This is a genomic window from Siphonobacter sp. (assembly GCF_048595215.1).
GTDB lineage: Bacteria > Bacteroidota > Bacteroidia > Cytophagales > Spirosomataceae > Siphonobacter.
In genome coordinates this window covers 1-4,676 of sequence record NZ_JBMDWJ010000128.1, presented here as the reverse complement: position 1 = coordinate 4,676, position 4,676 = coordinate 1, and the positions used below count along the sequence as shown (strand labels likewise).

Genomic DNA, 4,676 nt, shown 5'->3' with positions numbered 1-4,676 from the left:
GAGGTAAACGCGTCGTCCGTCAGTACCTGATCGGTGGGTTTTTTTTCCAGAAAATCTTTATTACAGGAGGCTAACAAGCTCAATGCCAGCACGCCTATCATTCCACTTTTCACTATATTTTTCATGATTCGATGCTTCTGTTAAGGGGTTTACTAAAATCCCAGGCGGGCTCCGATGGACAATACGCGGTTGAAGTTGTATGTATTATCAACCGTTCCGTTGAAGGAGCCCGTTCCGTTCATACCGCGACGGGTCGAGAACAGAGCCAGGTTTTCTCCCGCGAAGTACAGGCTGGCCGATTTGGCTCCGATACCTGATAACCAGCTCACGGGCAGCGTGTAACCCAGGGTAATGTTGTTGAGCTGCAGGAAAGATGCATCCGTCAGGAAGCGGGTGCTTTCGCCGGTCAGGTTCGCCACATCACCGTTGTCGAAACGAGGCACCTCGGTTATATCACCGGGTTTCTGCCAGCGTTTGAACGCATCTTTGTGCAGAGCCGTGCCGTACGTGCCGCCGTGCATCAACTGACGATACGCGTTATCATACACTTTACCTCCCACCTGGAACGTCAGTACAAAACTCAGCGAGACGCCTTTGTAAGACAGGTTATGATTCATGGAGCCGTAGAACTTGGGAATCGACGAAAAGCCGGTATAGCGATAATTCGCTTCTGAAATCACCCGTGTCAGCGTATCCGCACCCACGATTTTTGCGTTGGTCGTCAGGGTATTGGTTTTGTACATCGCTAAACCCGTTTCCGAATCAATCCCGTGGAATTCCCGCATGTAGAAATCATAGATGGAATGACCCACGCTGTAGGCTTTGGTACCCGTTTGGATCAAGGGCTGACTTTCGGGCATCTTGGTGATTTTGTTCTTAAAGGACGTTAGGTTGAGTGTTACGGCGTAGCGGAAATCCTGCGTCCGAACTACCTCGCCCGTCAGTTGAAGTTCCACCCCCCGGTTGTACAAACTACCGATGTTGCGGTTTACTTCAAACTCTCCACTGGTCGTACCGCCATTGGCCAGGGCCAGGGGTACGCTGAAGATTAGTCCGTCGGTAGCCCGGTTGAAAAACTCCACGCTACCCGACACCCGGTTCCGTAGTACGCTGAAGTCAATGCCAACATCAAAGTTTTTGGCGGTCTCCCAGGTCAGCTGGTAGTTGGCAATGGAAGCCTGCGTGAAACCCGGCTCGGCGTTGTTATTACGAGCCAATTCATACAAACCCTGGTAGGGATAGTAGCCGAGATCGCCGAGGTCTTCGTTACCGACCACACCGTACGAGGCCCGCAGTTTCAGCATACTCAACCAGTTGATATTTTTCAGGAAGTCCTCTTTCTCGATGTTGTAAGCCGCTCCCAACGACCAGAACGTAGCCCAGCGTACGTCTTTGTAAAACTTGGAGTTCCCATCCCGCCGGATCGACGCATTGAGTACATATTTCTTGTCGAAATCGTAACTGGCCCGGGCGAAGTAACTTTCAATCCCGTAGTTATCCTCCCGCGAGGAAACGTTGAGCACCGTGGCGAAGTTGGGTAGTTCCGTAATACCATCGACGATGATACCCGCCCGGGCTCCGACCATGTAGTTATATTTGTAGGTATAACTTTCGTGGCCACCCAGTACATTCAGGTTGTGCTTGCCGAAGGATTTATCGTATTCCAGCAACTGATTGAACGTACTGCTCATGGTCCGGTACAGGTAGTGATACGCACGGCCCGCCGGAGCACCATCACCAATAATGGGGTTATCGTAGGTACGACGGTGACGATCCTGCAAATCGAAGCTGATGTTGGACGTAGCTTTTAAACTGGGTAGGATGTTGATCGTGGCATACGCCCGGCCACCGATAATGCCCGTCTCTTCCTTCCGGTCATTCAGCTCATTTTCCCAGACGGCGTGACGGCCACTGGAAAAAGGACGGCTATCGCCCATATCGTATACTTTGTTACCATCTTTGTCCAGCACATAGGCTCCCGTGGCCGGATCATGCTTGTAGACCGGGTAGATCGGTCCCATAAAACGGGTGATGTAGAAAGGATTAATGAAAGATGTTCCACCCGTACCAGCATCGGTATTGGACCGACTGTAGCTTCCGTTCAGGTTGAGACCCGTTTTGAACCATTTGGTCGGCTGCGTATTCATATTAACGCGAGCCGTAAAACGCTCAAAATCAGACTTCAGCAAATAGCCTTGTTCTTTTGTATACCCAACCGAGGCGAAGTAATCGGATTTATTCGCTCCGCCGTCGTACGAGATGTTGTAGTTCTGACGACTCTGTCCACCCCGCTGAATGGCTTTGACCCAGTTCAGATCTTCGGGATACAGTAACTGAGCATTCGGATTCAATACTCCGTTCGCATCAACAATCTGATTATTTGCCACATTGAAGGGATTGTACTTCAACAGATCGTAGATGCCCGTATAATTTCTTCCCAGGTACTGGGTGGTCTGACCAGCGGCAATGCTTCCGGCTACTTCTTGTGGAATTCTCAGCGAACCGTATTGCAGCGTATTCCGCTGTACTTCCCACATCAGGGGATAGTATTCCTGAGCCGAAACCGTTTCGTATTCGGGCAAACCCCGGGAAATGGTACCGACGGATGCATTGAAATTCAGATTATTGCGATTATTCTTTCCTTTTTTGGTCGTAATCAGGATTACCCCATTGGCTCCCCTTGATCCGTAGATGGCCGTTGTAGAGGCATCTTTGAGCACGTTGATTGACTCAATATCGTCCGGATTAAGACTGCTGGTATTCATGTTGAAAGGCACGCCATCTACCACGTACAGGGCAGAGTTGGAGGCCGAAATGGAACCAAATCCCCGAACGCGAATGGTAGGGGCCGAACCCGGTGCCCCGCCCGACTGGCTGGTCTGAACGCCCGGAGCCGCTCCCACGAGTGCATTGAGGGCATTGGATACGGGCCGCTTGGCAATGTCGATGGCTTTAACCTGAGCGGACGATCCGACGTGCGTTTCCTTACTGACGGTACCGTAGCCCACGACCATTACTTCATTGAGCACCTGCGATTCTTCCTGCAGGATGACATCAACCGTGGTTTTGTTGGTAATGTCGATTTCGGACTTGGTAAAACCAATGTTACTGAAGACCAGAATCGTCTGTCCTCTGGGAACAATCAACGTATAACGTCCTTCAGCATTGGTGACGGTTCCGGTAGTGGTGCCCTTTACGGCTACGCTGACACCCGGTAAGGGTACCCCTTCTTGCGAAGAAGTCACGACCCCTTTTACAGTAGTTTGTGCATAGAGAAAGCTCCCTGTCAGAAATAGTAACAGAAAGCTGAGTAGAGATTTACTCATAGAGCAAGTGAATTAATAGTGGTAAGGGATACGAAAGAGCCCTAAAACTAGGTCCACTTGCAGGTAAATAAAAATCTGTTAAATAAGTTATTTGAAAAATCTTATATTAAATTTATATATTAAAATAAAATTAAATTCTGTCTTTTCATCACATACCATACATATCTTTATATGAGAATAGTGAATACATACTATCTATAGTTTAAGATGGCTACCAAGCAAAAAACTCCCGCCAACCAGCGTTGACGGGAGTTTTAACGGTGTGGAATCCCACGTATTCACTTATGAACCGTAAACGCTATACGAAACCGTAAGCATTCGATTGACCACCGTCAATGGCGATGGTTTGACCATTGACATAGCCACAATCTTCGCTCAACAGGAAAACGACCAGTTTCGCTACGTCTTCGGGCTGACCTAGTCGTTTGGTGGGGTTAAACGATGCATATTCGGCTTCGGCCTTTTTCGGATCTTCGGCATTAATCTGGCGGAAGGCCTCGGCCACCATCGGCGTCAGAATAGCTCCCGGAGCAATGGCGTTGGTCAGGATACCAAACCGACCGTACTCGAGTGCGGCATTCTTGGTGATACCACTGACGGCGTGTTTGGTAGCAACATAGGGCGTTTGATTCATCACACCCCGGATACCTCCGACGGAAGCCACGTTGACGATGCGTCCGTACTCCTGCTTTTGCATGACCGGAATAATATAACGTAGCCCATAATACGCACCCATCAGATTGATATCAATCACTTTCTGGAACACCTCCAAATCGTAATCCGTCAGTGAAGCCTGACGCCCCTCAATACCTGCATTATTATAAAAACCGTCGATTCGACCGTATGCATTTACAGTTTCCTCAACATAATTTTTGACGGCTTCTTCGCTCGAAACGTCCGCTACGACGGTCAGCACTTTCGCTTCCGGATAGCTTTCTTTAATCTGCTGCTGGGCCTTTTCCAAGGCTTCGGCATTATAATCCACTAACGATAGGAAGGCTCCTTCTTTGGCCGCTTCCAGGGCGGTGGCCAGACCTAGACCCATGCCTGCACCCGTTATGACGATTACTTTGTTTTCTAGCTTTTTCATATCATTATAGTAATTGTACTTACTAAATAACCCCCTTACCAGCAGAAAGGTTTAGATCTTTTGAAAATTATCTGTATCTACATATAATTTAACCTTACTATTGAATGGATCGTATGCTGGATTCCTCAACCCGAAGAATCAGAGAGATCGGGCCAGAAGTGTCTGACTTTACTAACGTTTGAGGTCTTTTGTGAGGTTGGCAAATACGTAATCATGCTCCTGACGAATCCCGAGTTTTTCCAGGGGTTCCCAGTACCAGC

2 protein-coding genes are annotated in these 4,676 nt (G+C 48.8%); both read right to left on the bottom strand.

Going from position 1 to position 4,676, the window contains the following annotated elements:
* Positions 1-152 precede the first annotated feature (152 nt).
* Entirely contained in the window at positions 153-3,326 is a 3,174-nt protein-coding gene (locus tag ACOJTG_RS07625) for a SusC/RagA family TonB-linked outer membrane protein (RefSeq protein ID WP_420153262.1), read from the bottom strand.
* Between the two features lie 298 nt (positions 3,327-3,624).
* Positions 3,625-4,416, bottom strand: a complete 792-nt coding sequence (locus ACOJTG_RS07620) for a glucose 1-dehydrogenase (protein ID WP_420153261.1) — start codon at positions 4,414-4,416, stop codon at positions 3,625-3,627.
* Between the last annotated feature and the right edge of the window lie 260 nt (positions 4,417-4,676).

Bases quoted from the DNA above. Each gene is read 5' to 3' on its own strand.
- ACOJTG_RS07625 (WP_420153262.1), bottom strand. From the start codon at position 3,326: ATGAGTAAATCTCTACTCAGCTTTCTGTTACTATTTCTGACAGGGAGC.
- ACOJTG_RS07620 (WP_420153261.1), bottom strand. From the start codon at position 4,416: ATGAAAAAGCTAGAAAACAAAGTAATCGTCATAACGGGTGCAGGCATG.